General features: G+C 68.3%; 26 protein-coding genes and 3 tRNA genes. 11 read left to right on the forward strand and 18 right to left on the reverse strand.

Annotated elements, in window-relative coordinates; all coding sequences use genetic code 11:
- Nucleotides 1-37 precede the first annotated feature (37 nt).
- The 13 genes from ACZ6ZP_RS38900 to ACZ6ZP_RS38960 form a co-directional block, all read right to left on the reverse strand.
- Nucleotides 38-1303 (reverse strand): DUF3631 domain-containing protein, encoded by a 1266-nt coding sequence (locus ACZ6ZP_RS38900; protein WP_469410299.1) that lies wholly within the window; start codon nucleotides 1301-1303, stop codon nucleotides 38-40.
- A gap of 364 nt (nucleotides 1304-1667) precedes the next feature.
- The gene (locus ACZ6ZP_RS38905; protein ID WP_469410300.1) at nucleotides 1668-2561 is read right to left on the reverse strand and encodes a bifunctional DNA primase/polymerase; all 894 of its coding nucleotides are present in this window, start codon (nucleotides 2559-2561) and stop codon (nucleotides 1668-1670) included.
- Nucleotides 2558-3625, reverse strand: a complete 1068-nt coding sequence (locus tag ACZ6ZP_RS38910; RefSeq protein ID WP_469410301.1) for a DNA cytosine methyltransferase — start codon at nucleotides 3623-3625, stop codon at nucleotides 2558-2560. The genes ACZ6ZP_RS38905 and ACZ6ZP_RS38910 overlap by 4 nt, the downstream gene beginning before the upstream one ends.
- A gap of 88 nt (nucleotides 3626-3713) precedes the next feature.
- Nucleotides 3714-4163, reverse strand: coding sequence for a single-stranded DNA-binding protein (gene ssb / locus ACZ6ZP_RS38915; RefSeq protein WP_469410302.1), 450 nt, complete (start codon nucleotides 4161-4163; stop codon nucleotides 3714-3716).
- A gap of 3 nt (nucleotides 4164-4166) precedes the next feature.
- On the reverse strand, nucleotides 4167-4367 hold the full coding sequence (locus ACZ6ZP_RS38920; protein WP_469410303.1) for a hypothetical protein: 201 nt from the start codon (nucleotides 4365-4367) through the stop codon (nucleotides 4167-4169).
- A 23-nt stretch (nucleotides 4368-4390) separates the two neighbouring features.
- Entirely contained in the window at nucleotides 4391-4849 is a 459-nt protein-coding gene (locus ACZ6ZP_RS38925; protein WP_469410304.1) for a hypothetical protein, read from the reverse strand.
- 179 nt (nucleotides 4850-5028) lie between these two features.
- Nucleotides 5029-7053 carry a plasmid transfer protein TraB gene (gene traB, locus ACZ6ZP_RS38930; protein ID WP_469410305.1) on the reverse strand — a complete coding sequence of 675 codons (2025 nt, stop codon included), beginning with the start codon at nucleotides 7051-7053 and terminating at the stop codon, nucleotides 5029-5031.
- 12 nt (nucleotides 7054-7065) lie between these two features.
- On the reverse strand, nucleotides 7066-7659 hold the full coding sequence (gene traA, locus ACZ6ZP_RS38935) for a plasmid transfer protein TraA (RefSeq protein ID WP_469410306.1): 594 nt from the start codon (nucleotides 7657-7659) through the stop codon (nucleotides 7066-7068).
- Nucleotides 7660-7676: 17 nt separating this feature from the next.
- The gene (locus ACZ6ZP_RS38940; RefSeq protein WP_469410307.1) at nucleotides 7677-8186 is read right to left on the reverse strand and encodes a hypothetical protein; all 510 of its coding nucleotides are present in this window, start codon (nucleotides 8184-8186) and stop codon (nucleotides 7677-7679) included.
- A gap of 46 nt (nucleotides 8187-8232) precedes the next feature.
- Entirely contained in the window at nucleotides 8233-8619 is a 387-nt protein-coding gene (locus ACZ6ZP_RS38945; RefSeq protein WP_469410308.1) for an RRQRL motif-containing zinc-binding protein, read from the reverse strand.
- The gene (locus ACZ6ZP_RS38950) at nucleotides 8619-9473 is read right to left on the reverse strand and encodes a hypothetical protein (RefSeq protein WP_469410309.1); all 855 of its coding nucleotides are present in this window, start codon (nucleotides 9471-9473) and stop codon (nucleotides 8619-8621) included. Before ACZ6ZP_RS38950 ends, ACZ6ZP_RS38945 begins: the two co-directional genes overlap by 1 nt.
- The gene (locus ACZ6ZP_RS38955; RefSeq protein WP_469410310.1) at nucleotides 9463-9804 is read right to left on the reverse strand and encodes a hypothetical protein; all 342 of its coding nucleotides are present in this window, start codon (nucleotides 9802-9804) and stop codon (nucleotides 9463-9465) included. The genes ACZ6ZP_RS38950 and ACZ6ZP_RS38955 overlap by 11 nt, the downstream gene beginning before the upstream one ends.
- Nucleotides 9801-10127, reverse strand: a complete 327-nt coding sequence (locus ACZ6ZP_RS38960; RefSeq protein ID WP_469410311.1) for a hypothetical protein — start codon at nucleotides 10125-10127, stop codon at nucleotides 9801-9803. Before ACZ6ZP_RS38960 ends, ACZ6ZP_RS38955 begins: the two co-directional genes overlap by 4 nt.
- Nucleotides 10128-10789: 662 nt before the next feature.
- On the opposite strand from ACZ6ZP_RS38960, the gene ACZ6ZP_RS38965 reads away from it, so the two are divergent.
- Nucleotides 10790-11182 (forward strand): GntR family transcriptional regulator, encoded by a 393-nt coding sequence (locus ACZ6ZP_RS38965; protein ID WP_469410312.1) that lies wholly within the window; start codon nucleotides 10790-10792, stop codon nucleotides 11180-11182.
- Nucleotides 11183-11397: 215 nt separating this feature from the next.
- Here the strand turns inward: ACZ6ZP_RS38965 and ACZ6ZP_RS38970 are convergent, their stop codons facing one another.
- The gene (locus ACZ6ZP_RS38970) at nucleotides 11398-11961 is read right to left on the reverse strand and encodes a flavoprotein (protein ID WP_469410313.1); all 564 of its coding nucleotides are present in this window, start codon (nucleotides 11959-11961) and stop codon (nucleotides 11398-11400) included.
- Nucleotides 11958-13193: a helix-turn-helix domain-containing protein gene (locus ACZ6ZP_RS38975; protein ID WP_469410314.1), complete on the reverse strand. Its 1236-nt coding sequence runs from the start codon at nucleotides 13191-13193 to the stop codon at nucleotides 11958-11960. The genes ACZ6ZP_RS38970 and ACZ6ZP_RS38975 overlap by 4 nt, the downstream gene beginning before the upstream one ends.
- 346 nt (nucleotides 13194-13539) lie before the next feature.
- Between ACZ6ZP_RS38975 and ACZ6ZP_RS38980 the strand changes: the two genes are divergently transcribed.
- The 5 genes from ACZ6ZP_RS38980 (at nucleotide 13540) to ACZ6ZP_RS39000 (ending at nucleotide 20780) form a co-directional block, all read left to right on the forward strand.
- Nucleotides 13540-15168 (forward strand): hypothetical protein, encoded by a 1629-nt coding sequence (locus ACZ6ZP_RS38980; RefSeq protein WP_469410315.1) that lies wholly within the window; start codon nucleotides 13540-13542, stop codon nucleotides 15166-15168.
- 440 nt (nucleotides 15169-15608) lie between these two features.
- The gene (locus tag ACZ6ZP_RS38985) at nucleotides 15609-16808 is read left to right on the forward strand and encodes an MrcB family domain-containing protein (protein ID WP_469410316.1); all 1200 of its coding nucleotides are present in this window, start codon (nucleotides 15609-15611) and stop codon (nucleotides 16806-16808) included.
- A gap of 728 nt (nucleotides 16809-17536) precedes the next feature.
- A complete protein-coding gene (locus ACZ6ZP_RS38990; protein ID WP_469410317.1) occupies nucleotides 17537-20326 on the forward strand; it encodes a tetratricopeptide repeat protein in 2790 nt (929 codons plus the stop codon).
- 39 nt (nucleotides 20327-20365) lie between these two features.
- Nucleotides 20366-20463 (forward strand) — tRNA-Tyr (locus ACZ6ZP_RS38995).
- 68 nt (nucleotides 20464-20531) lie between these two features.
- Nucleotides 20532-20780 (forward strand): hypothetical protein, encoded by a 249-nt coding sequence (locus ACZ6ZP_RS39000; protein ID WP_351170353.1) that lies wholly within the window; start codon nucleotides 20532-20534, stop codon nucleotides 20778-20780.
- A gap of 46 nt (nucleotides 20781-20826) precedes the next feature.
- On the opposite strand, the gene ACZ6ZP_RS39005 is transcribed toward ACZ6ZP_RS39000, so the two are convergent.
- From ACZ6ZP_RS39005 to ACZ6ZP_RS39015, 3 genes are all read right to left on the reverse strand, one after another.
- Nucleotides 20827-21204: a nuclear transport factor 2 family protein gene (locus ACZ6ZP_RS39005; RefSeq protein WP_351170356.1), complete on the reverse strand. Its 378-nt coding sequence runs from the start codon at nucleotides 21202-21204 to the stop codon at nucleotides 20827-20829.
- 88 nt (nucleotides 21205-21292) lie between these two features.
- Entirely contained in the window at nucleotides 21293-21949 is a 657-nt protein-coding gene (locus ACZ6ZP_RS39010; RefSeq protein ID WP_351170359.1) for an NAD(P)H-binding protein, read from the reverse strand.
- Between the two features lie 144 nt (nucleotides 21950-22093).
- Complete coding sequence (locus tag ACZ6ZP_RS39015; protein WP_351170362.1) at nucleotides 22094-23389, reverse strand: amidohydrolase family protein; 1296 nt, start codon at nucleotides 23387-23389, stop codon at nucleotides 22094-22096.
- Nucleotides 23390-23729: 340 nt separating this feature from the next.
- Here ACZ6ZP_RS39015 and ACZ6ZP_RS39020 point away from each other — a divergent pair.
- The 5 genes from ACZ6ZP_RS39020 to ACZ6ZP_RS39040 all read left to right on the forward strand — a co-directional run bounded on the left by ACZ6ZP_RS39020 (nucleotide 23730) and on the right by ACZ6ZP_RS39040 (nucleotide 25160).
- Nucleotides 23730-23802 (forward strand) — tRNA-Thr (locus ACZ6ZP_RS39020).
- Nucleotides 23803-23850: 48 nt separating this feature from the next.
- Nucleotides 23851-23923, forward strand: a tRNA-Met gene (locus ACZ6ZP_RS39025).
- A 91-nt stretch (nucleotides 23924-24014) separates the two neighbouring features.
- On the forward strand, nucleotides 24015-24179 hold the full coding sequence (rpmG, locus tag ACZ6ZP_RS39030) for a 50S ribosomal protein L33 (protein ID WP_004571794.1): 165 nt from the start codon (nucleotides 24015-24017) through the stop codon (nucleotides 24177-24179).
- A gap of 83 nt (nucleotides 24180-24262) precedes the next feature.
- Entirely contained in the window at nucleotides 24263-24727 is a 465-nt protein-coding gene (locus ACZ6ZP_RS39035) for a MaoC family dehydratase N-terminal domain-containing protein (RefSeq protein ID WP_351170364.1), read from the forward strand.
- A 4-nt stretch (nucleotides 24728-24731) separates the two neighbouring features.
- On the forward strand, nucleotides 24732-25160 hold the full coding sequence (locus ACZ6ZP_RS39040) for a MaoC family dehydratase (protein WP_351170367.1): 429 nt from the start codon (nucleotides 24732-24734) through the stop codon (nucleotides 25158-25160).
- Nucleotides 25161-25176: the final 16 nt, after the last annotated feature.

Genomic DNA, 25176 nt, shown 5'->3' on the forward strand with positions numbered 1-25176 from the left:
CACGCGCGGGCGCGGCGGCACCGGTTGGGCGCGGGTGTCAGCCGACGCTGCGCAGGGGGCGTGTGTCGGTTTCCGCGGACCTGTGGCGGCTGTCGAAGAGGCCTTCCGCCACGGATTCGCCCCCGTTGACCTGCGATGTTGCGGATGTTTCGGCTGTTGCGGATTCTCCGGGGGGAGGGGGGCAGTAGCGGGCCCACGCGTCGCTGAGGTCTTCCGCGTAGTAGCCCTTGGGGGTGCCGCTCCCGACGCGGATGCCGCGGGGGCGGATCGGGGTGTTGTCGGGGCGGACGTACTGGCTCAGGAGCTTGGACAAGGCGCGCGCGGTGAGCGGTTTGGTGGACTGTCCGTCGTCGCTCATGTCGGACCAGGGGGCGTCGTCAAGTCCGAGGAGCACTTCGAGGATGGCGGCGGTGGGCATCCGGTCGGCGCCGCAGAACACGTGGTCGCGCAGGTCGGTGAGCAGCCGCACCCCGAGGGAGGCTTCATCGCCCTGCGTGGCGGCCTTGATGAGTGCGACGCAGGCGGCGCGGGCCCTCTCGGGCCAGTGCCCGCCGGCCGCGTCGGCCACCGCGAGGAGCGGCTCCCACACGTCCGCGGGCCGGTCCGAGACGCCCTCGGGCATCTCCGGCCAAGCCTCGGAGACCTGCTCGTGGAGGGTGGCGGTCCAGTCGGCGAGCTTGTCGCGCAGGGCGTGGCCCTGTTTCTCGTGGGTGCGGCGCCGGTAGGGCTCGCACTGCTCGTTGGGGGCCTTCTTGCGCATGCGGATGATGACGGAGCGGGTGAGGATCGTGTCCGGCAGGGAGCCGAGACCGGCCATGGCCACCGCGCAGAACGAGGAGAACCATTCGGTGGTCTGGTTAGAGCCGTCCCCCACGCAGCGCAGGGACTTCGCGCCGCGCCGGTAGCCGGAGTTGAGGAACCCGCGGACCTCCTCGTTGCCGCCGGCCTTCTGGCCGAACACGGTGTCGATCTCGTCGAAAAGGATCGTGGGCGTTCCCCCGTCGGCCGCGACCAGCCGGAACAGGGCGTTGGCGGACGCGTTGACGGTGGTTGCCGCGCGCGGGGTGAGTGTTTCGACGATCTCCAGGGCGCGTGACTTCCCCGAGCCCGGTTCGGGGCTGAGGAAGGCCAGGCGGGCGGTGCCGTCGAGCGCGTCCATCAGGTGCGCGTGCGCGTCCCACAACGTCACTGCGACGTAGGCGTGTTCGGTGGGGAAGATGTTGAAGCGGCGGTGGAACGCTTCGACCTCATCGAGCAGGGCTGCGCCGTCAATGGACGGCGTGGGCGGGGTGGGGCTGGTCATGCGGCGTTCCTCCTTTCCCGGGGAGTGCGGAGCGGGCAGTGATCGCGGTGGGCGGTGTGGTCGTCGATCAGGGCGAGCACCTTGCGGCGGCCTACGGCGCTGCGGTCCCGGCCGCACAGGCACGTGGAGGTGGCGGTGGGGGTGGCGCCGCGGGGTGCGCGGATGTGGAGCCAGGCCACGGGATAGCGCCCATCCCCGGCAGGCGGGGCGCTTGGGTGCTGTCCGGCGGGAAGGGCTGAAAGGACGCCCTGACGGGCGACCTTCTCTCGGCCGCCCTCCCGAACCGGGCCTGCCGCGCTGTTCGCGGAGTCGAGCCGGGACGACGTGTCGGGTAGGCTTTTCAGGCGCGGGCGGGGCGGGGTGGTCATGCCGTCTCCCGTGGGCGGGCGGTGCGGATCGACCAGTTCAGGGCGCTGCTGATGGTGGTCGTGCACTCGGAGGCGGACAGGCCGGCCGCCTCCCCGGCCGCCTGAAAAGCTTCCTCCACCACCTGCCGGGGGATCTCGCCCCACGCGACGAAACGCCCCAGCGCGCGGGCGCCCGCCAACAGCCGCTGATTGCGGCCCCCTTCACCCGTCCCCGCCACTCCCGCGGCCTCCCGTTCCAGGGCCACGCTCGCGCGGCGGCTGGCCGTGCCGGGCACGAGCAGCGGCGCCAACCGCCCCGCACCGGGCGCGGCGGACCGGGCCCGCAGGAGAGCGTGGAGCCAGTCGGGCAAGTCCGCAGCCGGGCCGTCGACGTCGACCGTGTAGGCGCCGTGGGGGGTGTGGCTTCCGGCGGCGACGATGTTGCCGCCCCAGGCGCGGGTGTCGATGCGTTCGGCGAGGGTTCCCGCCGTGCTCGGCAGCCGATAGGGGGTGTGGAAGTACAGGTGGAGGCCGCCGCTGGGGGTCCGCACCGTGTAGGTGGCGGGCCAGGGGGCGCCGGCGCGCTCGCAGAGCGCTTGGAAGTTCGTCGCGCCGCAAGGCGCGTCCGCACTGTCTTGTCCCTTGGGGATGTCCAGGTCGACGACCAGGAGGCGGGCGGGGCCGGGGGCGATGCCGACGTTGAACGCACCGGTCTGCCATGTGCGGCGGATGCGCTCGACGTCGGTTGTGGCCCGCTGTTCCCACTTCACGTGGCTGTTCGTGCAGGGGCTGCGGCCGGTGCACGAGCGTTCGCCGTGGAGTGCGGAGCCCTTGCCGCCGGGACGCAGGGGATGGACGGGCCAGCCGCGGGCGGCGGCCGTCAGGGCGGCGGTCAGCAGGTGTGCGGTCATGCGGCGGTCCTCCATTCCTGCCGCGTGGGCGCGTGGGCGCCTTGGAGCAGGCGGTAGGCGTGGTGGGCCTGTTGGGGTACGACGCCGTTGCCGATGATGCGGAGCTGTTCCTTGCGGGGGATGTCGGGCACGGCAGTGACCCAGCCGGCGGGCAGGCCCATGAGCCATTCGGCGAAGTCGGGGGCCAGGCGGCGGTTGCCGCGCATGCCGGGCTCGGTCGGGCAGGGAGCCGCCCGGCCGGTGGCGTGCTCCCAGCGGCGGATGGCCGGTCCGTAGTCGGTGCCGTCGGTGGACACCCAGCGTTCGTCCAGGCGGACGGCTTGGCCGGGCAGGTAGTAGTTGCCCTTGGTGTCGCGCTGGTTGGGGCCGCCGTGCGGTCCGTCCGACGCCTTGGGCGTGGGCAGGAGCTTCAGCCGGTGGGTGGGGGCGGCAGTTTGGTCACGGCGGTGCGCAGGTTCATCCCGCCCCGGCGTTTGGGGGAGGTGCCGGGGCCGCCGGTGCCATCCGCCGTGGTCGGGGTCGGCATCAGCGGGATGGGCGATGGCGAACCAGCGGTCGCGTTCGTGCGGGGCGCCGATTTCGGGGTCACCAGCTCGTAGACATGTCCAGCGCGCGTCATACCCGAGCGCGGCCAGGTCCGCGGCGACGACGTCCAGCCCCCGCGAGCGGAGCGCCGCCACGTTTTCCAGGAAGACGAGGCGCGGTCCAAGGACGCCCACAGCCTCAGCGACGTTTTTCCAGACCTTCGACCACTGGCCATTGATCCCATCCCTTCGTCCGGCATTGGAGGTGTTGCGGCAGGGGAAACCGGCGCCGACCACGTTGGGCCGGTACAGGTCGCGGACCTGCTGCCAGTCGGCGCGGGTGATGTCGCCGAGGTTGGGGACACCCGGATGCCGGGCGGCGTAGACGGCGGCGGCGTAGGGGTCGTTCTCCGCGCACGCGACGACCTGGCCGCCGATGCGGGCGCGGACGGCGGCTTCCAGGCCGCCGTAACCGGCGCACAGGCCGATGATGCGGGGCGGCGAGCCGGGGGCTCGCCGGATGTCGGTCGGTTGAGTCATGCTGTAGGTCTCCAGTTCTGTTGTGGATGCTGGTGGACAAGGGCGGCCCCGGTTCTTTGGCGAGATGCGGGGGCCGCCCTTGGCGCAGCTAGAACGGGGGCTTGTCGCTGAACTTCGAGTCGCCCGAAGGCTGATCGGTGGACCACGCGTTGTCGGACGCGTCCGCGGCGGGCTGTCGGCCGTTGATGGCGACGGTGGTGAAGCGCAGCGAGGCGCCGATCTCGTCGACCTCCAGGGCGAGCATCGAGCGGTTCTCGCCCTCCGGGGTCTGCCAGTTGTGCTGGCGGATCCGGCCGGACGCCACCACGCGGGAGCCCTTGGTCAGCGATTCGGCGACGTGTTCGGCCAGGGAGCGCCAGGCGGCGCAGCGGAAGAACGTGGACGTGCCGTCCTTCCACTGGTTGGTCTCGCGGTCGAAGATGCGCGGCGTGGAGGCGATGGTGAACTTCGCCAGCGCGGCGCCGGACGGGGTGAACTTCACCTCGGGGTCGGCGGTCAGGTTGCCGATCACGGTGATCGGGGTCTCTCCTGCGGACATGGCTTACTCGCTTTCCGGGGCGTTGGTGCGGATGACGGCGAACGCGTCGTGGATGGCGTCGTAGTGGACGTGGACCGGGCGGCCGGGGGCGCTGGCTCGTGCCTGGGTGGCGCGGTGTGCAGCGCGCAGGGAGGCGCGGGGGTTGCCGGCGGGGTAGGCGTCGATGCGGATGGGGTGGTGTCCGGTGCAGTAGCGGCAGGTCATGGCGCTACTCCTTCGCGGTGGGGTCAGCCGTAGAAGCGGTTGCGCTTGATGACGGCCTTGCGGATGTTGACCGTCGTTCCGCCCGGTCGGCCCGTGCCGAGGATCTGGACGGCGATGTAGCCGCCGAAGATGACCGCGGCCAGGATGATCAGTTGCTGGACGAGCGCGGCGAGCGCGGCGATGAACCCGGTGAGCAGGAGCAGGCCGCCGCAGACCGCGGCGAACCCGATCCCTCCGAGCGCGACGTTCACTGCGGTCCGCGAGACAGCCGCACGGGGCTCGGCTGCGGCCGGTGCCGGGGCGGACGGTGCGGGAGTGAGGGTGTAGCCGGTGACCACGCGGCCGTCCGGCAGAACGACGCTCTGCACCGCGGGCGCGTGTTCCGGATGCACGGGCGCGAGCGGCGCCGCGTGGAGGGCGACGGGTGTGATCGGTATGGGGTGGTGGACTTCGACGGCCGCGGGCCGTTCGGGGTGGGCCATGGAGTCTCCTGCGGGATGCCTGCGGGCCCGCTCCGGATGGGGTGCGGGCTCGCAGGGGGTGAGGTGTCATGGCGGAGTGTCAGGGGGTGTCACGGCGTGCTGTCAGAGGGCGTGACACGTGCGCCTGCCTGAGGGTTTGGGTGTCAGGGCGCCGTGACGGTGTCAGGAAGTGTCAGGCGTCAGGCGGCCGTCAGGGTCGGCTCGGGCTGGGGGATGATCCGCCACCGGCCGGTCTTGCTGGTCGGCTCCAGACGGCCCTGGATGGCGGCCTCCTTGAGGCGCTCGGAGACCCACGGGCGGGAGAGGTGGTGGGCGTCGCACCAGTCCATGAAGTCCTTCGGGCCCACCACCATGCGGCCCTCCTGCTCGAACTGCGCGAGCGCCTGCGCGAACAGGCGCCGGGCCTCCTCCGGTCCGGGCTTGCGGCCCTGCTCCTGCCCGAACAGCGGGGTGTCGTCGCCGGGCTGGTTGGCGGGGAGCTCCTGCTCGGGGTCGATGTGCTCGTCCTCGGGGTCCACGTCGGGCCCCTGCTCGTCGTCCACCTCGTCCTCCTGCGGCAGGTCGTCGGCCGGGCTGTCGGGCCGGGGGCGGTCGGTGTAGGCGCGTCCGGCGACGCCGGCCGCAGCGGACGCGGTGACGGTGTCGAGGGGCATGCGGTGGCCGGCGAACTCGCGGGCCACCCATTCCAAGGTCACCGGGTCGTTGCGGAAGGTGCGGCCCGGGTTGGCGTACAGCTCCTCCTCGATGCCCGCGGCGACCAGGTAGCAGTAGCCGGGCCTGCGGTTCTTCCACACGCCGGGGTTGGCGCCCGCTTCGAGTACCTCGGCCGGCAGCGCGAAGATGGCGTCCTTCTCGTCCACGCCGAAGCACAGTGAGGACGGCAGGCTCGCGCGGGTGTCGGTGCTGATCTGGTAGCCGCTGGCCCGCTGCATGGAGATGACCAGCGAGATACCGGCCGAGCGGGCTTCCTGCGCGATCGTGGTGAACACGTCGTCGTCCAGCTGCGCGAGGGTGTTGGCGGCCTCCTCGAACCAGGACACCAGGTAGGGCATGCCCTGGCAGCCGCACGCGGTCTTGTCCTTGCGGCAGGAGTGCGCCGGCTCGTTCTGCACCCCGGCGGCCTCGCGGCACCAGGAGCGGTAGCCGTGGGCCCCGAGCCAGGCGGTGCGGGCCGGGATGGCGGCCTTGACCGCCTCGATCATGATCTCGGTGTCTTCCGGGGTGAGGGCCACCCAGTCGCACGCGGGGAAGACCTCGGCCAGGTCCTGGCCCTTCTTGACGTGATCGGAGAGCCACACCACCGCATCCGAGCGGGTCAGGACCTCCGCGAGGATGTCCAGGGCGCCCTCGGTCTTGCCCGCGCCGGTCTGGCCCATGATGAGCAGGTGGATGGCCTGCGGCAGCGTCAGCAGGAGCGGGCTGCCGTCGTCGTAGAGGCCGATGACCAGCGGGTCGGCGATCGACCCGCCGGGCGTCGAGGGGCCGGGGTACCAGGTGACCTGCTTGAGCATGTCCTCGGGCACGATGACCAGTTCGCCGCGACGGGCCGAGTCGGGGTCCGGGCGGTAGCGGACCGCGTTGGGCGGCACGTCCAAAGCGCCCGCGAGCTTGGGCAGTGCCCTGGCCATGTCCTCGTTGGTGGCCTCCCCGGCGGGCAGCGCGTAGGGGGCGGTGACGCGGTTGGGCTCCACCTTGGCCGCACCGAACCGCATACGGGCCAGGCCGACCTTCTCCAGCAGCCCCGCATCCGCGCCCTCCCCGGAGGCGTCGGGATTGTGGCGCATGAGCATGCGCACGTTCCACGACAGCGCGACCGCCGGACCGCCCATCAGGTAGAGGTCATCGAGCGGGCCCGCGGTGGGCCCGGCCAGGCAGGCGGCGGTCACCCAGGCCGAGCCGAGCCCGGTCGTGATCGCGCTGTGCAGGCGGCGCTGTTTGCTGGTGGTCTTGCCGATCACGTAGGCGCCGCCGGACAGCGCCACCGACGTCAGGGTCAGACCGACCGCGGCCGGCGTGCTCTCGGCCCAGCGCATGTGGCCCAGGACGCCGGCCAGGCCGACGCCGGCGGTGCCCAGCCACGGCGGGATGTGCGGCTTGGCGCGGTGCAGCAGGTAGGCGCCCACGCCGCCGCTCTCGGGGTTGCCGCGCTGGGTCTCCATCAGCTGCAAGAGTTGGTGCTGTTCGTCGTCGCTGCGCTTCATCATGGCCCGTGCTCCTTACTGGTCGGCCCAGTTCATGACCGGCGCCTGCGGGCGGCGGGCACGGTGGCGGACCCGGTTGATCTCCTCGTCGAACTCCTGCTGGAAGGCGGAGTAGGCGGCGGCCGCGTTCTTGGCCGCGGACTTGAGGTTGTCGGCGGCTTTGTTGACCTTGCGGGCCACCTTCGCCGCGCGGATCCGCGAGCCGAACGCGCGGCCCTCCGGGTCGGGCACCTGCGCCAAAGTGGCCTTGAGGATCTCGGCGCCCATGGACACCTCGATGGACATCGTCACGGCCGCCGCCCGCAGCGTGTTGCAGTAGGCGCGCACCTGCGCGGGCGAGCCGAAGTCCGCAGCCGGCAACAGCGACCGGTTGCCGGATCGATTGCCGTTGCGGCTGACGTTCTTGTTGTTGTTCACGGTGACGTTGATCGGCGGAACGAAACTGCCGCCCATCGCGCCCATGAACCCGCCGGCCGCGGCGCCCGCGTTGGCGAACTTGTTGCCCTTGTCGCCCACGCTGCCGTTGGTGTTGCCGTTCGGCCGGTAGGGCTGCTGGGCCTGCTGACGCCGGAAGTTGTCGGTCCGGCTGGTGCTCCTGGTGCCTGCCATCAGGCGATCTCCTCAGGTCAGTGCGAGCGGCGGACGATGAGCCAGGTGGTCTGCGCGGCGATCAGGGCGAGCAGCCAGATCAGGTCCAACGGCCCGGTAAGCGGCCCGAACGCTGCGGCGAGCGCCACCCATGCGTTGGCGGCGGTGGCCAGCAGCGCCAGGCCGATACGCCAGCCCCACACCGTGCGGTCGGCCGCCGGGCGGCGGCGCTGGGTCAGTGCGAGCCAGACCAGCGGGCCGGCAGCCAGCGGGGCCAGGACCAGGCCGGACCACCAGGCCAGGACGTGCAGCACGGCGGTGACGGGCAGCGCCAGGAGGGCCAGGGCGAGCGGGGCGAGCGCGCGGCGGTGCTGCCACAGCAGCCGCCCCAGGAAGCCGAGCGCTCCGCGGGACAGCGACGGACGCTCGGGGACGACCACGATGAACGGCTGAGCAGAGCGGCGGCCGCGCTGGCGCGGGATACGGACGGTGGTCGCGCCGGCGGGCACCTTCACGGCGCCCCGGCGGGTACGGGTACGACTGGACACAGCGGAACTCCTCGCAGAGAGGGAAGGGTTGGGGGTGCTGTGCAGGTCAGGCGGCGTGCTTTTCGTCCGGGTAGGCGCAGGGCACGCACATGCCGAGCGAGGTGGGCAGGCAGTAGCTGTAGACCACGCCGCAGACCGGGCAGGTACGCCGGACGAGCATCGCCAGCGCGAGCGCACCGCACCGGCGCGACGTCATCGGCCGTACCGGCTTCGCGCGGTCCACGCGGTAGAGGTAGGCCACCTTCGCCCCGGACTTGCGGCCGCGGTGGCGCAGCATGACCTGCGCGGCAATCGCCTGGCCGCCCGGCCGCAGCCCCTGCGCGCGCAACTGCCGGCGAGTCGCCAACCCGTCCGGGGCGTAGCGCCACGGGTAGGTCGGAATCCCGAAGCGGGCGCCGGTGGGGTCATGGCACTTGCTGTAGGCGGTGGACATCAGCCCCCACCTCCGGGAACCAGGGCCAGCTGCGCGGGCCCCTGCCCGCGCTCGTTGAGCCGGGCGTAGACGGTCTGCACGTAGGAGGGGGAGCGGGTGGACCGGCGGGCGGCCGTCCGGATGGACGCCCCCTGTTCCCAGGACTCCTCGATCACGATCAGCGCCTGTTCAGTGGACAGCCGCGCCACCTCCCGACCGCTCTCGGACGCTTCGTCCGGGCGCGGGGGGACGGGCAGGGTGTACACGTTCTGTGCACCGCAGATGACCAGCGAAGACGCGTCCGGAACCGCCCGTTCCACCGGGGTCGGTGCGGGCGGGATGGACGGGGCGGACACCGGGGGTGCGGCGGAGGTGTCCACCTTCGGGTGCGGGGTGTCCACCTGGTCACGCAGGACCGCGATGCGGTCCAGGATCGCGCGCCGGTAGAACGTGATCGCCTCCGCCAGAACGATCAGCAGGACAGGCGGAATCGAGTGCAGCACCAAGCCCGCCGGATCCACCTGCCGCGGCACCCCGAAGGGCGCCCCCGAGGGCCATAGGGAGGACCAGCAGTTCATCAGCCACGTGCTCAGGCCGGTGAACCAGCGCAGCCCGGTGGCCCATCCCGAGGGGTGCACCCCGTGCTCGGAGAGCCGCCCGTCCACGATCAGGACGGCGCCCAGGGCGACGGCCACGATCGGATCGAGCAGCCACGCGATCACGGCGGGGATGTGGTGCTCGATGGCGAACAGCGTCACGTTCGTCGCGGTAAAGGCCATCGCCACCACCGCGACCGCGACCAGCACGCGCGTCAGATTGGACTGCAGGTCCTGCAACGCATGGATCTGCTCGGCCGGCGAGTGCTCACGTCGCATCGCAGCCCCCCACCATCGGGAGGGGGCGGCGCAGCACATCGCCAAAGGCGAGCAGCTTCACGCGGGCGCCGGCGTAGTCGACGGTGGCGCACAGCACCCACGTCCGGCCCTCGCCCTGAGTGCGGAAGTTGATGTCCTCGCGGGCGATGCGCAGCGCGGCCCGCCACGGCTCGAACGCCCCCAAGTCGCAGTGCAGGGAGAGTTCCAGCAGTGTCGGGTCGATCGGCGAGACGTGCACGGTGGGCGCCGGAAGCTCCGGAAAGTCCACCGCCAGCAGGCGCAGCGCCGTCAGAGCAGGCGCCAGGCCATGCAGCATGCCGGCGTTGCTCATGCCGCGACCGCCAGGCCCTGCATGCTGCACGCGGCCGGCCGATGGCCCCGGCGGGCCCTGCGGGGCCGCGGCGCCCGCCGGGGCAGGTCGCTCACCTTCAGCAACTCCCTGGCGTACGCGGCGGCGATCGGGTCCACCGCGTTCAGCTCCGCCACAACTTCGCGGGCCACGTCCAGCCGGGCCGCCCGGTCCTGCGCGGACTCCGCGGCCGTGCCGACGAACAGCTCCACGTCGATCCCCGCCGAACGCTCGGACAGGCCCAACGCCAGCTCCGCGAACTCGGCCGCCGTAACGGCGGTATGACCAGCAACGATGCACTTCATGGGTCGTGTCTCCTTAGAGGGTGCAACGGCCCGAACAGCGCCCCCGGAGTAGCCGCTCCGGGGGCGCCCGCCGTTGAGAGGAAGCCGCTGTCACGGCGGCGCGGCCGTCATCGCGACGGCCACAGAGCCCCGACCGGGAGTCGAACCCGGCCAGGGCGATGAGCAGTTTCGGTGCGGCTTTACCGCTCTCCGTTGCCACGGAGAGCGGCCCCGAGCCGCGAGGGTCGGGCGCGTCATCGTCACTGCTCTGACGCCAGCAGGGCGGCGCGCACCAGGTGGCACACCAGGGGCTGACCTCCAGTGATGGAGGGATCATCCCGAGGAGCGTTCTCCAGAGCTGACACGCAGGACAGGACACGTTCACCTGCCGCAGAGGGGCCGCCGGACGACCATCACCCGGCCGTCACGGGGACGGGGACTCTCACCCCGTCGACTTGTCACGCTGTTCAGTTCTCAAGCCGCTTTCGCTTCCTTCGAGGCAACCCGCCTGATACGGACCCCTCCGGGCGTTGGTGCAGGTCAAGCAGATTTCACTGCCGTTGATGAAGCCCTTCCGGGTTTCACGTTCCGGCGTGACTCCAGATTGACCCAGGTCAATCTGGCTGTCAAGAAGGTTCGCCGAAGGACCTGAGATTGACCTAGGTCCGGTTACCCTCGGGGGCATGGATCTGAGTCCCGAAGCGCCCAAGCAGACGGCCAAGGAGATCGCTGCTGAGTACCGCGCGAAGATTGCGGACCCGAACAACGAGGACTACTCGCCAGGGAAGCAACTGCCGGCCGCGCGCCAACTCGCCAAGAAGCTTGGCGTGCAGCTCATGACGGTGCAGAGCGCGTACAGCCAACTCCGTGATGAAGGCTTGGTTCTCACCCAGCAGGGGCGCGGGACGTTCGTACGCGACCCGGCGGCGCCGCTCGGTACTGAGCCCGGCAGTAGCCCCGCTTTCACAGCCCTGGCGGGAGAGCTCAGCTCGATCCATGACGCTCTCCGACTGCTCGGCGAGCGGATGGACCGGCTTGAGGAGATCGTGAGTAGCGAGACGCCACCTTCGCGGTGAGTACGTCAGCGCGCCTCAGCAGCCCATCGACGGTGGCGCGCGCCTCACGCAAACTCGCCTCGACCAGCGCGAGTTCAGCGGACGTGAGGCCTGCTAACTCATTCTCTCGCTCATTGATCCCTGGCATGCAACGAGCATGAGTCCGCGAACGGCAGAGGGCCCGGACAGTCTGTCCGGGCCCTCTTTCTTTGCAGGTAAACGGGGTTGACGGCCCGTCATCGAGTTACTTCATCAACGGCATCCAGCACCGCAGCCCATGGAAGCTCACGCCCCGGAGGCGCGTCACGAGGCTCGTACAGCGGCCATACGTCCGGACCGTAGACCAGGCGGACACCGGCCTCCCGCAGGGCTTCGACGTGACGCTGCCACGCCGGGTGGCGAGCATGCGCCGCGTTCACGCGGGGGAAGACGACGATCGGCAGCCCGAGAGTGCCGATGGCCTCGCCCACCTGCGTCAGGGCTTGATTGTCCATGAGGCCGCTCGCGAGCTTTGCGACCATGTTTGCCGACGCGGGAGCCACGACGTAGCAGTCAACGGTTGGGTGTGGTCGCGCCTCACCGGGCAAACGGGGCTCGTCACGGACGGGGAGGCCGGTCAGCTTCTCCAGCCGCTCGATTTCGCCGCTCAACCGGAGCCAGCTACCCGCTGTGGGTGTCAGCGTTACGGCCGTCTGCCATCCACGTTCCATCGCTGGTTCGACGAGGTCAGTGCGGAGCGACTCCACACCGCCGGCTGCCGATCCGACGACACCCAGTACTCCGCGCTTGCTCGAACTCACTGCACCGCCCTGCACCGTTGAGCCATTACGAACACCTCGGATGAACGAGCACCGCCGCTCACGGGTGACTGTTTGACTAGGTCCCGTAGCGTCTCGCGCACCCTGGGATTGTTCCGCACGAGCTGCGGAGCTGTGCGCTCAGCGGCGCGCAGCTCAGTGAACGCGTCATCGCCACGTCCGGCGAGCGAGAGCGCACGGCTGTAGTCGATGCGGTGGGAGACGCTGCGCTCTTGAGGCATGTGCTCAACGTCGATGTGCCCGTTCTCCACCACGTAGGACACGTTGTCCAGATCGAGCTCGATCGAGAGCCGGTGAAGGATCACGTTCGTAGGGCCGAAGCCTGTCTGCCAGTAGTTTTCGTCTGAACCGAGGTCGTCAGCAAGCTCCTCTGCGCGATCCAGCAGTTGGGTGGCGGTCGAGCGGTCCTGGTGCCGAGCGGCGGCGACAGCGGCGCGCAGATGGATCATGCCCAGCAAACTGAGTGCGGATGGGTCGCTCTCCGCCACCTGCGAGGCCAACCACGTTGCCGTAGTGTTGCCCAGCTCCATAGCCGCCTCATAGCGGCCGTTGGCAAGCAGCGCATGCGTACCGGACCGCGCTGCTGAGGCAAGAACCAGAGGATTGTCGGACTCGTCTGCCGCTCGCATCGCACGTTCTGCGGCTAGCCACGAGACGTCGGACTCGCCGATCTTCGCGAGCGTCGTGGCCGCCAGGTGATGCGTGCGCGCAGAGACTGCCCAGCAATCGCGGCGGTCCTCTCCCCGGCGGGACGCGCGGTCCTCAAGCTCCTGCGCGGTCTGGAGAAGCGCAGGAAGGGCCGCGATCACGCTCCCAAGCCGCCCGGCCTGGTAGTCGTTCCAAGCTTGCTCCACGCGCACGGCCACCGGAGCAGGAGTGGGGAGCTGTACGTCGACTTCTGGCCCGAAGAGCAGGCGCGAGAGCCGCCGGGGGCTCATCAACGCGTCCCGCACAGCTGGTACGTCGTCCTGGTGCTTCTCGTCCTCCACCAGAAGGGTTTGGCCGAGCAGATCGCCAAGTGGCACGCGCAGGACGCGTGCCAGCTCCGTGAGCATGTCGATCCGCGGCGGCTTCCTGCGACCCGTCTCGGCTTTCGCTAGCCAATCAGTGCTACGCCCGACGAGGCCGGCCAAGACCTCCTGCGTGTAGCCGCGACGCTTCCGGTAGAACGCGATTCGTTCGCCGATGCTGAGGTGATCTCCAAGGCCACGCATTGAGTGCTGCCTCCAGCTGCTTGAAGGGGCCTGTTTCACGGTACAGAGCCGGTCTCGGGGCGGGTAGACGGTCTTGCTGCGGACTGCAGTTACGACCAGGGTGCGCGTCTGCCGGTACTAGCGCCCGGACGGAATGTCAGGGTCTGCGGAACGACCTGGGTAGGCGCACGTTGTGCCCTGTAGACGGCCTCTGAGAGCCGAGACGCCCACGGCAAGGCTGGAGGCAGAAGAGGCGGGAGCGATCCATGCACCCCAATCACGAAAGTGCATAGCGGGAGCTGGTCACGCACTGGATACTAGTGAGTGCAAGGCAATGAGCAGGCATTTGAAGTCGACAGGAGGCGGCATGGCCATGTCGAACGCAATACAGTGGGCCGAGATTAGTCCGGCCAAGATTGAGGACATTATATCTGTCCTGATCAGTCGACTTCACCCTAATGCTCAGCGGATTGACGGCTCAGGAGGGGACGGCGGGAAGGACGTACAGGTCCCTTTGAGGGACGGCCTGATCATCTACGAAGTGAAGAGCTTCACGGGGAGGCTCAATAAATCCCGCAAGGATCAAATAAAAAGATCCCTGAAGGCGGCTTCAGCGCACAATCCTAAGCACTGGCACCTGGTCATGCCGCTCGACGTAACACCCGGTGAGCTGGAATGGTACAACGGACTGAAAAGCGACTATCCGTTCATAAGTGACTTCACCCGCGGGCGAACATGGCTGGACTCTGAGCTATCTAGCCGCCCAGAGATTGCGCGCTACTACACAGGAGATAGCAATTCTGAAATTGTAGATTTCCTCCGGGAAATTCATAAAGAGGAGGCAGCCCTCACCAATGGCGTCCCTGATGCAATAGATCGAATCAAGCGCGTAATATCTCAATTGAACGAAGTTGATCCACACTATGTGTTCGGGTTTCATGTAGGACCAGACGGTGCTGTGACCACCGAATCGCACCCTAGGTATCCGGGCGCGGAGATCGACCGCCCTACGATCATAAAAGCAACTTTCGCTTTTCCAAAGACACCCGAAGGCGAGGCGGCGGCAGCCGAGTTCAGGGATTCACTTGACTATGGCGTTCCCGCGGAGTTGGCCGGGGACTTTGTGCAGTCGATCGAAGTGGACGCGCCCGCCGGTAGTGGCGGCAAGTGGTCTGGAGGCACGTTCGCCCTGAGCGGGGTGGCACAATCGGAACCGGATGGGCTTAGGTATTCAGTCGTTGTGGCTGACACGCACGGGCACCCACTAGCGGCCATTCCGTTGAAGCTTACTAGGCGCTCCCGAGGCGAAAAGGGGGCGCAAGTTGAATTTACCGATCTTTCAGGGTTCTTCGGTGTTCGCTCCCGCCTGAATGTTGCGGAAAGGACTGCCGCGCACACATTCAGTTTTGAGTATCGAGAGGGTGTCTTGCCCTCGGTTTTGCTGCCCACGCTCAGATTTCTGGGATACCTAAAGCCTGGGAATCGATGGGGGCTGGCGGTGAATGATGATGTTGCGCAGCTGAACGAGCTTTCTGATGAGTTCATGCCCGACCTTGTGGAGTACGGGCGGTATGTAGTCATACTGGCCAAACTGCAAGACCATACAGGATTCCCGTTTCCAATTCCGGAGGTATTGGAGGATGGAGACGTGGCGCGCCTCAAGTTGGCCAACCACCTCGTAAGCGGCAAAGAGCTGACTAATAAATGGAATCAACTCCGCGTTACATTCACCCGTGAAGGCGTGGAGAGGTGGCGTGCGACTACCGGCGAAGGGTTTGGCGACTTTCGACTGAGGGAAGATTTTTACACAGAAATCTGTGGAAACCGTATCTACGTTGGCCAGGTGTACAGGACCATAAACTCGGCCAGGGTGGAAGACTTGCCGGACATCGAGCAGGCAGTTCCGGGCGAGGGTGAATTCCCGGTGGTACTCGTGCCCGGTGAAGATGCCACGGTCAGGACTAAATTGCTCCCGCGCGGAGATGCGGGGTTTTGACGGTTCCGCCACTCTCGGGCTGCAGGAGGCCGCGCCGGCTTCCTAGCCTCGGCCTTTTCCGAGACGCGGCGCCGACGAAGTGCGACAAGCCCGGACGCAGCGAGTTTGGCACGTTGAGAGTGTTCGTCGCGATGCCAAGCGTGCACCCATCCGCTCGTAGGGGCATCGAGACCTCTGTGGCACAGGATCAACGTCCTGACCAGCGGGAAGGAACCCGCTGGTCACCCAATCGCCACCTCAACATCCAGATCGGCGCTGACTCCCGTCCTCAGGACTGGAAGAAGGGTTGGTACGCCTGGATTAGATGTAGCGCTGGGACATCCCGCGGGTCACCGAGATCAGCTGCGGCGCAGGTTGCGGGCAGTGTATGGCGGCGGTCGGCCTTTAAGCCTTCTGACATTGGGGCCGCAATGTCAGAGGCCGGGTCTACAGTGCGGCGCGTGAATGATCTCCTGAGCAAGGTTCTTGAGCTTCAGCCGTCGTGGACGGCCGCGAACACAGAGGAGATGAAGGCGCGGGGTGTCGTCATCAGGCAAGAGCTTCCCGAGCTTCTTCGGATGCATGGGCCCGCCCTGGCAGACGCCCTCGGCACACCGCCCGACAACCTGGGTGTTGAGGGGCGGGACGGTACGGGCCTCAAGACCGAAGTCCCGTGGGTCCGGGTCTTCGGCCGTGAGCAGTCGCCGAGCGCGACAACCGGCTGGTACGTGGTCTACCTGTTCAGCGCTGGCGGTGACCGCGTCTACCTGTCCCTGCTTCAAGGCACGACCGTCTGGAGCGGCGGCGAATTCAAGGCACGCAAGGTCGAGGACCTCAGGGCCCGAGTCGGGTGGGCGCGCCCGGTTCTCGCCGACCAGATTGCCGAGCGGCCGGGACTTCATGAGGAGATGCGGCTTGATGCGACCCGTGAGCTTGGCCGTGGCTATGAGCCGGCGAACGTCCTCGCCATCGAGTACTCCCGTGATGCGCTGCCTTCGCAACAGGTGCTGATCGGGGACCTGTTGTTCATGCTCGGCTTGCTTCGCACGGTCTATGAAGCTGAGCGTCTGGCTCCGCACATCCCCGGTGACCCGGCTCCCGAGTTGCTGGAAGCCGAGCGCGCTGCCGCCGCGGCGGCGGGGCGGCGCACCCGCAGGGCCGCGCGTCCCATGCGGTCCGGCCAGGGCTTTCGGCTCACCGCAGGGGAGCGGAGCGCGATCGAGCGGCACAGCGTGGCTGCGGCGACGGCGTACTTCGAGGCGCAGAGGTGGAACGTTAAGGACGTCGGCAATCGGGAGTCCTACGACCTTGAGTTGAAGCGGGGCGAAGAGCTCCTGCGTGTGGAGGTCAAGGGGACGACCTCGGCCGGCAACGACGTCATCTTGACCAGGGCCGAGGTGGAGAAGCAGCGGCGGTACTACCCGGCCAATGCGTTGGTCGTCGTCCACTCCATCGTCCTCGATCGCACCGCGGCAGAACCGGTCGCCTCAGGCGGGGTGCTGCACTGCACGTCGCCCTGGGAGATCGCGGACGACGACCTGACGGTGATCTCTTACGCGTACCACACCGCCGTTGGAGGCGAGGGGGCGAGCCAGGGCGTCATGAGCGTTCTCGCGCACGGGTCTCAAAGTGCCGAGCCGAGCGAGTCCCTGACCCCGTAACAGAGCTGTCTGCCAGGTCCAGTGGGGCAGGCGTAGGGCGGAACGAGGGGCGCATACAAGAACGCAGTCAGGTGGCGCCAGTCCAGGATACTGCTCAGTTCACGCACGTACGGGACATTCTGGCTCGTTCTGGGTATCGGGTCGGCATCGTGTCGCTACCGTCACGAGTGAACTGACGGGGCGCCGCTGTTCCGTCGATACAAGCCTGATCAGGCTGTGATGTGAAGGGTGGGTGGCCTGGTGCCGTTGACGGGGGCAGCACGCGTAGTGGTGTGGATGGCGGCTGTAGTCACCGGTCTAACGGCGGTCGGTCTGATCCTGCTAGCTGTATTGGAGGATCTGGACACGGCTGGGCAGACTGCGAGTGTGGTCGGCGTTGTCGTCAGCTTGGCCGCGCTGCTGGTCTCGGTCATTTCCCTATTCCGTACTGGCGGCAGCGGCGGTGGGGGTGCCGCTGTTAGCCGACGGGTACGGGCCGGCCGTCGTGGGATCGCGGTTGGCGGCAACATCACGGGATCCGCGCTGGGCACGAACTCCAAGGTGACCGGTCCGCCCACCACACCAGGTTCCACCACGCCCGCACGAGACAACGGAGACGTGCGAGCGCTTCGGGACGGAATCGCGACTGGCGGTGACGTTACTGATAGCGCTCTGGGCGAGGGGAGCGAACGATGAGCCCGCTCCCCCGGCCGCGACGTAGAAAGCCCACCTTGGGAGAAGACGGAGGAGTGCCGACCGAGGGGTCGTCTGTGGTGTCGGCGGGTGCGGACGGCGTGGCTGCAGGCCGAGACATTAAGGCCGCGGCCCTGGGCGACAACAGCTGCGTCACGTATGTCGAGAAGCAGTTCGTTACGGCGGCTCACACGCCAGTGCGATGGCCGAAAGTGGTGGGGAGGGTGCCTGTGTTGGCATCGGCGTTCCAGCCGCGTGACGGGTTGCGCCGTACCATCGACGCGGCCCGAGGGCGCAGCCAGAGCGTGGTCCTGGCCAGCGGCAACACCGAGTCAGCCCAGACGGCTCAGTCGGCAGCGGGAATCCGAACCTCCGTGCAGGTGATGTCCGGTGGGGGCGGAGTGGGCAAGTCCCAGCTAGCAGCGGCTTACGCCCGCGAAGCCCTCCACGATGACACCGATTTGCTCCTCTGGGTGCCAGCGACCGACCTGCAGCAGATCCTCACCGCCTACGCCCAGGCTGCGTTCCTAGTCCAGGCACCCGGCTGCACTGGTCGCGACCTCGAAGCGGATGCGCGGGCTTTCCTCGAGTGGCTGGCCGCCACGGACCGCCGGTGGCTGGTCGTCCTGGACGACATCACCGCCCCAGAAACGATCGAGCCGTGGTGGCCGGATAATCCGCGTGGCACCGGCTGGGTACTAGCTACAACCCGACTGAAAGACCCGCGGCTGACGGGCGGCGGCAGGACTCGCATCGATGTTGACGCCTATACCCCTCAAGAGGCAGCCGATTATCTAACCACGCGCCTAGCCGGCGAGGGGAAGGCCCACCTTCTCGATGACGAGGCCATTGTTCTCGCACAGGCCCTCGGGTACCTGCCTCTGGCCCTTGGGCATGCCGCTGCATACATGCTTCGCGAGAGCACCCCCTGCCGTGCATATCTGCAAGAGTTCACCGACCGCGCCGCACGCCTCGACGATCTCCTGCCCCGCTGGGCGGACACCGAACGTTACGGTCGGCAAATCACTACCACCCTGCTGCTTGCCCTCGATGCCACCGACCAAAGCCCTCTAGGCTTCCTGGCTCGTGCCGCCCTCCACCTCGCTGCGGTACTTGACCCCGAGGGACACCCAGCCGTTGTGTGGGAGACCTCAATCTTGACTTCCCATCTCGCCTGGCACCGTCGCGCGTCCTCGCCGAAGAGAACTATCAGGTGGCGTTGGCGAAGGGCAGCGTTGAAGCCCGTCACCGGTCACGAAGCACGTGCGGCACTTCGGCTGCTAGACAGGTATGGACTGATCACATATGACGGATCTGTCGACGGACTTCGGGCCGTGCGTATCCATGCCCTAACTGCCCGTGCGGTGCGCGAAACCACTTCGGAAGAATCACGTCACATGATTGCCGTAGTGGCAGCTGAGGCTCTCATCGACGTGTGGCCCGACCCTGACCATACGCAGCGTGAGCTCGCTGGTGTGCTCCGCGCCAATACCGCCGTGCTCAACGAACACGCCCGCAGCACGCTTTGGGCGTATGGGTGCCACCCTGTGCTTTTTTGTGCTGGCCGTAGTTTCCTCAACGCCCGCCTGGACAGCGCAGCCTTGGCCTATTGGGGAAGCATGGTGACTGACTGCGAATCGATGCTGGGCAACAGTCACCCCGACACCCTGTCCGCCCGAAACAACTTCGCCACCTCATACCAGCAGGCCGGACGGTCCAGCGAAGCGATCGATCTACTGCAACAGGTTGTCACTGACCGAGAGGAGATCTTGGGCGATGACCATCCACAGACTCTGATCTCTCGCGCGAACCTCGCCGTCTCCTACCAGCAAGCCGGGCGGACCAGCGAAGCCATCGAGTTGTTGGAGAAAACCAAAACAGACAGTGAACGCCTCCTGGGCGACAGCCACCCCGAGACCCTGACCTTGTGCATCAATCTTGCTGCCTCATATCAGCAGGCCGGGCGGTCCAGCGAAGCTATCGAGCTGTTGAGGCAAGTCATCACAAAAAGTGAACGCATCTTGGGCGCCAACCACCCTCGTACTTTGGCCGCCCGCTCCAGACTCGCCTTCTCTTACCGGCATGCCGGGCAAATCGGCAATGCCATCGAATTGTCTAAGCGCGTTGTAGCCGACAGCGGACGCCTCCTAGGCCACAGCCACCCCGAAACCCTGGCTTCTAGCATCGACCTCGCTGCCTCTTACCAGCTAGCTGGGCGGACTAGCGACGCTATCGAGCTGCTGGAACAGATCGTCACCATCCATGAACAACTGCACGGCATGGACCACCACGAGACCCTGAACGCTCGCGTCAACCTTGCCATTTCCTACCGGCATGCCGATCAGACGAAGAAATCTATCGAGTTGTTGGAGCAGGTTGTCGTCGACAGTGAACGCGTCCTGGGCGACACGAACCACTACACCCTGAACGCCCGCGCCGACCTTGCTGTCTCCTACCTGCATGGGGGGCGGACCAGCAGGGCCATTGGTCTCCTGGAACAAGTCTTTGCCAGCGGCAAACGAGATTTTGACACCGACCATCCCAACGTACTGGCTTACCGAGGCAACCTCGCTAAGGCCTATTGGCAAGCAGGGAGAATCAGCGAAGCCATCGTGATCGAGGAAGAGATGGTCGCGGCCTTTGAACGCGTCATGGGCAGCGATCACCTTCAAACCTTAACCGCGCGTAACAATCTGGCTATGTCATATCACCAGGTGGGGCGGCTCGAAGAGGCAGTCGACCTACTGAAGCAGGTTGTCTCTGGCCGTGCGCGGGTGTTGGGCAACAGCCATCCCTACACACTTGATGCGGCCGCAGGGCTGGTCCAGTTGCTCGGCGAAGGCTGACCTTGTCATCTGCTCGGTGGGGCACGTGTGGGGAACTCTGGCGGCACCGCACAAGAATGCCAGGTCAGGCTGCACGGATCAGGGGGACTGTAAATCTGCCGGCTCAGCCTTCCCAGGTTCGAATCCTGGCGCCGCCACACGAAGGAGACCCTCTCCGGTCTTGCGGAAACGCAAGTCGGAGGGGGTCTTTTCGTACGCTGAGGCCATGTCGTCCACGTCGTCCATGCCCTCCCTCCCGTCCACCTCGTCGCGCCGCAGGAACTGCCCCGAGTGCCGCCGTGAAATCGCCGTCGTCGGGGGTCGGTTCGCCCGCCACGATCCGCCGGGCCAGCGCGCCAGCGGTGACCTCGTCTCCTGCCCGGGTTCGCGCAGGCAGGCCATGCTGGGCGCCGCACAGCCCGCTCTGGACGGTTACACGGTCCCGGACTTCCCCGGCCAGCTCCCGCTGTTCTGAGGCGCTCTCAGGGCCCTTCAGGGCGCCGTGAGGGCCCTGGGAGCGGTCACGGCTGCCGTACGTCCATCCGGCTCACCAGGCCGTCGTCACGGAACGTGTAGACGTGCTCGACCGTCGTCGGCGCCCAGTGGTCGCCCGTCTCGTCCCGCAGCCCGGGCCGCACGGTCGCCACGACCCGCCGCCCGTCGTCGTCGAGCCGCAGCCGCTCCAGGTGCACCAGGGGGTGCATCACCGCGAACTGCCGTGCCCAGTAGGCACGGACCGCCGGGATGCCGCGGGCGCGGGTGTTGTCCAGGAGGTTCGGCCAGTCCACGTCGGGCGCCAGGGAGCGGGGGATGAACGCGTCGCGCTCTTCGGTACTGAAGACGGCGTACATCCGCCGCAGGAGAGCTTCCTGCGCGGCGGGCACATCGGAAGCGGGCATGGCGTTCCTCACGTAGGCGGCACTCTCAAGCCAAGCACCGCCCCGCCCGTGGGACATCCCTCAGAAGACCGACTTCGCCGTACGGACGTCAGTTCCCCGCAACGGACTTGACCGCCACGGACACCGGCGTGGACCCGCTGACCAGCTCAAGGGTCAGACCTGCCGTCGCCGACGAGTCGACGAGCTCCGCGAGTACCGCGGCCACGTCGTCACGCGGGATCGGCCCGCGCCCCGTGGAGGCCTCCAGGCGCACGAGGCCGGTGCCCGCGTCGTCCGTCAGCATGCCGGGGCGCAGGATCGTCCAGTCCAGGGCCTTGCGGCCGCGTACGGAGGCGTCGGCCTCGCCCTTGGCCCGCAGATAGGCGTCGAAGATCTCGTCGCCCTGGTGCGCGGGGTCCGCGCCCATGGACGACACGACCACGTGACGCCGCACTCCGGCGCGCTCCGCGGCGTCCGCGAAGAGCACGGCGGCGTCGCGGTCCACGGTTGTCTTGCGGTCGGCCCCGCTGCCCGGCCCCGCGCCGGCGGCGAAGACCGCCGCGTCGGCGCCTTCCAGGACCTTGGCGACCTCCTCGACGGACGCCGACTCCAGGTCGCACAGGGCCGCTTCGGCACCGGCGGCCCGCAGGTCGCCTTCCTGCCCGCTTCTGCGGACGAGCCCGACGACCTCGTCACCCCGCGCGGCGAGCAACCGCTCGAGCCGCAGCGCGATCTGACCATGACCTCCAGCGATGACAATGCGCATGTCTCCGACCGTACGGCAGCCCCCGCAAGATCGCCCCGCGCACGCGGGAGCACGTCAGGAAGTGTCACCCGCCCTCACGAGGGCCCCGCGTCCTCCGACCGCCCCGCCCTCACGACGGTTCCGCGCCCTTCGGCCGCCCCGCCTTCACGACGGTTCCGCGCCCTTCGGCCGCCCCGGGCCGTCCCCCTTCGAGCGGCCCTGCCGCGGCAGGTCGAGCGCCACGGCGGCAGCCGAGTCGCAGTACTCCCGCACCGCGCTCGTCCGTGCCACCACGCGCCCCCGGTGCACCACGATGCGGCTGTACGCGAGCGAGAGCGCCCCCGCGAGGTGGTCGCCGCGCACCGCGAGCAGCTCGGCGGGGAAGCCCGCCTCCACCCGCACCTGGGGAAGCCCCATGGCCGCCCGCGCCGCCCCGCTCACCGCGCCGTACGCGTCCTCGGGGCGCAGCCCGCACCGCGAGGCCAGCAGGTAGGCCGCCTCCAGCGGATCCCCGCGCCCCACGGGGTTCGACACGTCCCGCATGGCCCCGCTGCCCGCGGCCACCCGCACCCCGGCCGCCCGCAGCAGCCGGACCGGAGCCACGGCGCCCCGCCGCTCCACGCTCCCGCAGCCGCCCTGCGGCAGGCACACCACCGTCACGCCGGCCGCCGCCAGCTGTTCCGCGGTCCGCGCGGCCACGTCCGACGGCAGCCGCCCGAGCCCCCCGCACGGCCCGATCGTCACCCCGGGGCGCAGCCCGCCCGCCATCGCGGCGAGCCGCCCGAGCCGCGCCGGATCGCTGCCGTCCGTGTGCAGATCGACGGGGCAGCCGTGCTCGGCGGCGACTTCGAGCACCGCCTCCACGTACCCGGTCGGATCGGGGTCCAGATCGGGGCAACCGCCCACTACGGAGGCGCCCATCTTCACCGCGTCCCGCAGCATCGCGAGCCCGTCGGCGCCGGCCACCCCGGTCAGCAGGCGCGGCACGGCCACGGTCGTCAGGTCGACCAGGCCGCGCAGCGAACGGCGCGCCTGCAGCACCGCCTCCATCGACGTGAGCCCCGGGACGTCGCCGATCCGCACGTGCGAGCGCAGCGCCGTCGCGCCGTGCCCGAGCTGCAGCAGGGCGGCTTCGGTGGTCCGCCGCTGGACGTCGGCGAGTTCGTACGAGACCGGGCCCTCCGCGTCCGCGGACAGTGCCGTGTCGCTGTGCGCGTGGGGTTCGGCAGCGGCCGGCAGCAGGAGATAGCCGCCGAGGTCCACGCGCGCGGCGGTCGCGGTCAGGCTGCCCGCCGTGCCGACCGCTTCGATGCGCCCGGAGCCGAGCCGCACGTCCACGGTCCTGCCGTCGGTCAGCCGGGCGCCGCACAGGAGCAGCGCGGTGGCGTCGGCGTCATCACCTGAGGAACCGGAAGAGCCGGAGGAGCCGGAGGAGTGGGGCTGCGGCTGACTGTCGGGCATCGCGCTCCTGAGGTTCGGGGGCGGCTGCGGGGCGTGACGGATCCGGCACCGGGGGTCCGGGACCGGAACGTCCAAGATCACGCAGCGTGGGTCGAGCCTAGGGCGACGACCGGCCCTCTTCGAGGAGGAGCCAAATAGTCGTACCGGCGTGGTGCGGGGCTCCGTGTCGGCGTGGCGCGGGGCTCCGAACAGGAGTGGCGGGAGGGGCCGAACCGGTGTGGCGCGAGGCACCGAAGTGACGTGCTGAGGCGGCCGGGACGCCTGCCGACATGCCCCCGGACAGCCCCGGCGAAACGGATTTGGGCGATCGGCGACCAACCGTGTAATGTCTTCATCGCTCGCCCCAATAGCTCAGTCGGTAGAGCGTCTCCATGGTAAGGAGAAGGTCTACGGTTCGATTCCGTATTGGGGCTCTGATGTCGAGTGATCCTCGCCTTCGGGCGAGGGGATCCGGCATCTACAGCGGTGTAGCTCAGTCGGTAGAGCAAGCGGCTCATAATCGCTGTGTCACCGGTTCAAGTCCGGTCACCGCTACTCAATTGGTAGCCGATTGTGGGGTCGGACCTTCGATCGGCTACTCTTTTTTTGCGTTCATCCGTCCATCCGTCCGTCAAGGAGCACTCACGTGGCTGCCACAGACGTCCGCCCGAAGATCACGCTGGCCTGCGTGGAGTGCAAGGAGCGGAACTACATCACCAAGAAGAACCGGCGTAACGACCCGGACCGTCTTGAGATGAAGAAGCACTGCCCGCGCTGCAACGCGCACACTGCGCACCGCGAAACGCGCTAGATACAGGCTCGTACACGAGGCCGTCCCCGATTCTGGGGGCGGCCTCGCGTCGTTTACCCATACCTGCAGGAGGTGCCGAGTCCATGGCGCTCGACCAGTCCTTCGTAGGGCGGTCCTACCCGCCCACCGATCCGTATGAGGTCGGCCGGGAGAAGATCCGTGAGTTCGCCGAGGCGGTGGGCGACGCCAATCCCGCGTACACCGACGCGGAGGCCGCCAAGGCGTTCGGGCACCCGGATGTGATCGCCCCGCCGACTTTTGTGTTCGCCATCTCGTTCAAGGCCGCGGGCCTGGTCATCGAGGACCCGCAGCTGGGGCTCGACTACAGCCGCGTCGTGCACGGGGACCAGAAGTTCTCGTACACCCGCCCGGTGCGGGCGGGGGACCGGCTCACGGTCACCTCGACCATCGAGGCCATCAAGTCGCTGGCGGGCAACGACATCCTGGACATCCGCGGCGAGGTCCACGACGAGGCCGGCGAGCACGTCGTGACCGCCTGGACCAAGCTCGTCGCGCGTGCGGCGGAGCCTGCGGCAGAGGGAGCTTGAGGCGATGACCGCCAAGATTTCGTACGACAGCGTCGAGGTCGGCACCGAGCTGACGGCCCAGAGCTTTCCCGTGACACGCGCCACACTCGTGCGGTACGCGGGCGCTTCCGGTGACTTCAACCCGATCCACTGGAACGAGAAGTTCGCGGTCGAGGTCGGGCTCCCCGACGTGATCGCGCACGGCATGTTCACCATGGCCGAGGCGATCCGCGTGGTGACGGACTGGGTGGGCGACCCGGCCGCCGTCGTCGAGTACGGCGTGCGCTTCACCAAGCCCGTCGTGGTCCCGAACGACGACAAGGGCGCGCTGATCGAGGTCAGCGCCAAGGTCGCCCAGAAGCTCGACGACAACCGGGTCCGGGTGGACCTGCTGGCGAAGAGCGGGGACCAGAAGGTCCTCGGCATGTCCCGCGCCGTGGTCCAGCTCGCCTGATCTTCGTGGGCGCGTG

Source organism: Streptomyces sp. NPDC054047 (assembly GCF_055585065.1).